This window comes from Okeania sp. SIO2B9 (genome assembly GCF_010672505.1).
In the GTDB taxonomy this organism is placed as follows: Bacteria; Cyanobacteriota; Cyanobacteriia; order Cyanobacteriales; family Microcoleaceae; genus Okeania; species Okeania hirsuta.
This window is the reverse complement of the sequence record NZ_JAAHGK010000614.1, coordinates 1-4,419: the sequence shown is the minus strand read 5'-3', so window position 1 is coordinate 4,419 and position 4,419 is coordinate 1. Positions and strand designations below refer to the sequence as shown.

The following is a 4,419-nucleotide window of genomic DNA, read 5'->3' as shown; positions in this document are numbered from 1 at the left end:
TCCTTAGTCTGTTAATCTTAATCTGTTATCGATATTCAAGAGCAAATTTAAGTATGTATTTTTAAATTTTATTAAGATACTTAGATTATATTACTAATTTTGCTCTTGAATATCGATAACAGATTAAGATTAACAGACTAAGGGTAAGAGGCGAGCACAAAAAAAATTAAATCTATAAATCTAAGTTAAGTATGTAGCTATAGAAAAAAAGGCCAAATAAGGAATAAGGAGCCAGAGAGGAGAATACAAACCCCATAAATTCAATAAATTTGAGGGTGTTAGCAAGGAATTCTTGAGCATAGTTGTTTCTCTAAAAAAATTAACCTTAGTCCATAATTCATAAATAAATTTAGTTGTTTTCAACTCTATAAGCAGACAGAAGGCAAAAATATATTTGATTATTGCTGTCTATTGCTTCTGGCCTTCTGCCTTCTTTTCAGAGGGTGAGGCTATCCTCAAAGCTTGAGAAATTTGACACGATAGAATAATCAACAAAAGGACAGAATAAAGAAAACTAAGGCATGGGCAAAGTAGTCGGCATAGACCTGGGTACAACAAACTCCGTAGTCTCCGTCATGGAAGGCGGAAAACCCATAGTGATCGCTAATTCAGAAGGAATGCGGACAACTCCATCTGTAGTTGGCTTCACCAAGGAAGGAGAACGAATAGTAGGACAAATGGCCAGAAGACAAACTGTTCTGAACCCTCAGAACACTTTCTATGGGGTCAAACGATACATTGGACGTAAATACTCTGAACTATCTCCAGAGTCAAAGCGGGTTCCCTATACAATTCGCCGAGATGAATATGGCAATGTCAAAATTAAATGTCCTAGGATGAAACGAGATTTTGCTCCGGAAGAAGTCTCAGCAATGATATTGCGGAAGCTAGCAGATGAAGCAAGTCGCTATCTGGGAGAAGAAGTTACAGGGGCAGTAATTACCGTACCAGCCTATTTTAATGATTCCCAAAGACAGGCCACTCGTGATGCAGGGACAATTGCGGGTTTAGAAGTTAAAAGAATTCTGAATGAACCAACGGCTGCATCTTTGGCTTATGGATTAGAGAATACAGATAATCAGGTAATTCTGGTCTTCGACTTGGGTGGAGGTACATTTGATGTATCAATATTAGAGGTAGGAGATGGAGTATTTGAAGTTAAATCCACGAGTGGAGATACTCAACTAGGGGGTAATGATTTTGACCAACGAATAGTAAATTGGTTAGCAGAACAATTTTTAGAGACAGAAGGAATAGATTTAAGGACAAGCGATCGCCAGGCATTACAACGGCTGATGGAGGCTGCGGAAAAAGCTAAAATAGAATTATCTGGGGTCGGAGTGACTGAGATTAACCTACCCTTTATTACAGCCACAAAAGATGGCCCTAAACATTTAGAAACTAGGCTGACTAGGTCTCAATTTGAAGGACTTTGTGGGGATTTAATTCCCAGAATAGGACGCCCTGTGAAAATGGCATTAAAAGATGCGGGTATTAGTCCTTCTATGATTGATGAAGTAGTATTAGTGGGTGGTTCAACTCGGATTCCTTTTGTCCAAGATTTAGTTTACTCTCTAATAGATAGAGAACCAAATCAAGGGGTTAATCCTGATGAAGTTGTGGCTGTGGGAGCTGCTATTCAAGCGGGAATTTTAGCTGGGGATGTACGAGATGTGCTGCTGTTGGATGTCTCCCCATTATCTTTTGGATTGGAAACTATTGGTGGGGTGATGAAAAAACTTATTCCTCGAAATACTACTATCCCGGTACGACGTTCTGATATCTTTTCTACTTCAGAAAATAACCAGACTGTTGTTGAGATTCATGTTATTCAGGGAGAAAGAGAAATTGCGGCGGAGAATAAGTCTCTGGGAAAATTTAAGCTGACGGGTATTCCTCCTGCTCCACGGGGTGTGCCACAGGTACAAGTGGCTTTTGATATTGATGCTAATGGTATTTTGCAGGTGACTGCAATGGACAAAACTACTGGTAGGGCTCAAAGTATTACTATTCAAGGAGCATCGACTTTAACTCAGCAAGAAATTAGTCAGATGATTCGGGATGCTGAAAAATTTGCTGAGACAGACCGACTAAGAAGGGAGCAAGTAGAAAAGCGCAATCGTGCAGAGGCTTTGGCCTTTCAAGCTGAACGACAACTCCGGGAGGTGGCCTTGGATTATGGTATGCAATTTGCTGCTAGGAGTCGTCAACGGATGGAGATGTTGATTAGAGAACTAAGGGATAGCCTGGAGAGGGATGATGAGCGTGGTATTGATCGGGTGGGAGTTGATTTACAGGATGCTCTGTACGATCTGAATCGTGAAGTTTCAATTTATACTTCTGAATCTGAGGATGATGATTTCTTTGGGTCTGTGCGTCGCAGTATTTCTGGAGAGGAGCCCAAGCGCAAGGAACGTTATGATTATGATAGTAGGATAGATCGTAGGTCTTCGGATCGAGTCAGTTATAACAGACCGACTAGACCTAATCGTTATTATCAGAGTGATGATTGGAATGATGATGATGATTGGTTGTAACTATTTTAGATTTTACGGGAGATAGTTTCTTGCTTAGTTGCAAGATATAGTTAAAATTAAAAGTGAATTTATTGTCGTGAATGAGTTATAAATATTGGAGAATTTCCTAAGTAAATTAGTGACTTTCTATTATTTTTCTCGAAAAGTGAGAAGGTAAGAAGTCTTAAGTATTCTACCGTTTTTCCTCAAAAAGTTATAGAAAATATTTATAGTTAAAACTTATAAGTTTAAGTTAGCAGATGCAAAATTTTCGGAATTATTATCAGATTTTAGATGTTTCTAAAGATGCTTCGGTGGATGAAATTAAGAAAGCATATAGGAGACTGGCACGACAGTTTCATCCAGATGTAAATCCTGGTGATAAAGAGTCAGAAGAAAAATTTAAAGATATTAATGAAGCTTATGATATTTTATCAGATATAGAAAAACGAACAGAATACGATCAGTTTATTCGATATTGGAAACCTAAAGGAATTGGGGGTAGGGTGGGGATACGAGTTCCTGATTTTAGGAATTGGGATAATCGTGATGAAAATGGGCGAAAAAATGAAAAAAATTCAGATGTTAGTGACTTTTCAGATTTTAATACTTTTGTAGACCAACTATTAGGTCGTCGCCGTGAAGTTAGAACTCCAGTTGAATCGACAATTCCAAAAACTCAGACTTCTAATGTTTATCGTTCTGGTCAGAAAAAGAATACTTATAAGGCAACAGAGCGGGAAGTAAAAAAGGATATTGAGGCTAGATTAACTTTACCTTTGGAAAAGGCTTATGTGGGAGGGGTTGAAAAAATACGTTTGGAGGATGGGCGTTCGATAGAGGTGAATATGCCGATGGCTATGGTTAGTGGTCAAAGAATTCGTCTGAAAAATCAGGGTATTGGTGGGGGAGATTTGTATTTGAAGATTACGATCGCTCCTCATGATTTTTATCAGTTGGATGGACCGGATATTTTTTGTGAGTTGCCTATTACTCCTGTGGAGGCCGTTTTGGGTGGGGATATTGAGGTGCCTACTTTGGATGGTTGGGTGAAGATGAAGTTGCCGGCGGGGGTTTTTTCTGGTCAACGTTTACGGCTTGCGAGTAAGGGGTATCCTGATGGGAGGGGTGAGCGTGGAGACCAGTTGGTGGAGATTAAGATTGTGACTCCGAAGGAGCCTAGTCAGGAGGAGTTGGAGATTTATCAGAAGTTACGGGAGGTTGAGAGGTTTAAGCCGAGGAAGGATTTGCCTGTTTGATTTGAGCTTAAGGTGTGCGAAGGAATAAGCTTGCTTTGTCTGAGTTTTGAGCTTTTGATATGTTCTAACCTTACATATATAATTTATATTTCCTGGGTTGTGGTTGAATAAAAAGTCATGCGAAGGGACGAGTGACTAAAACTTTATATACCTTATCACGATTTTTGAGAAGATGCAACCTCATTATTCTCTAATTTTTTGAGCTTCAGAAAATGAAAAAGTGCAACTTAAACTCAAGAAGGAGTCCTGCGCTTTATCTGCTGATTCAGGGTCATTTCAGTTATCAGTTATCAGTACCTCTGCCTGTTTGCGGAGCATTCCACAGGAAAGCATCGGAATTGAAATATTGAACTTGATTTTTTTTCATCCCATTGAAAGGGGAGGCTTGAGACCTTATTTTTTGGTCAGGAGGCATTTTTGAGAGCAAATAAAAATCTGTTTCACTTTTTTTTGTTGAATAAAAAGTCATGCGTAGGGGCGAACAACCAGGGCAAACGCATCTCGTCAATAAACTAGGGGTAATTATCAATAAACCGGGTTTTATTGCGCTTGTTGACAATAGACTTTCAACATATAGTGTCTATAAAATCAAATAAACACTACATATAGGGAACGGCAAAATAAGATGCGTTTGCCCTGGGCGA

General features: G+C 39.1%; 2 protein-coding genes. Both read left to right on the top strand.

Annotation, left to right across the window (positions count from 1 at the left end):
• The first annotated feature begins 521 nt into the window (after nt 1-521).
• The gene (gene dnaK / locus F6K13_RS20155; RefSeq protein ID WP_124154633.1) at nt 522-2,537 is read left to right on the top strand and encodes a molecular chaperone DnaK; all 2,016 of its coding nucleotides are present in this window, start codon (nt 522-524) and stop codon (nt 2,535-2,537) included.
• Nucleotides 2,538-2,776: 239 nt separating this feature from the next.
• Nucleotides 2,777-3,775: a DnaJ C-terminal domain-containing protein gene (locus F6K13_RS20150; protein ID WP_124143553.1), complete on the top strand. Its 999-nt coding sequence runs from the start codon at nt 2,777-2,779 to the stop codon at nt 3,773-3,775.
• Nucleotides 3,776-4,419 lie beyond the last annotated feature (644 nt).

Bases quoted from the DNA above. Each gene is read 5' to 3' on its own strand.
- dnaK (WP_124154633.1), top strand. From the start codon at position 522: ATGGGCAAAGTAGTCGGCATAGACCTGGGTACAACAAACTCCGTAGTC.
- F6K13_RS20150 (WP_124143553.1), top strand. From the start codon at position 2,777: ATGCAAAATTTTCGGAATTATTATCAGATTTTAGATGTTTCTAAAGAT.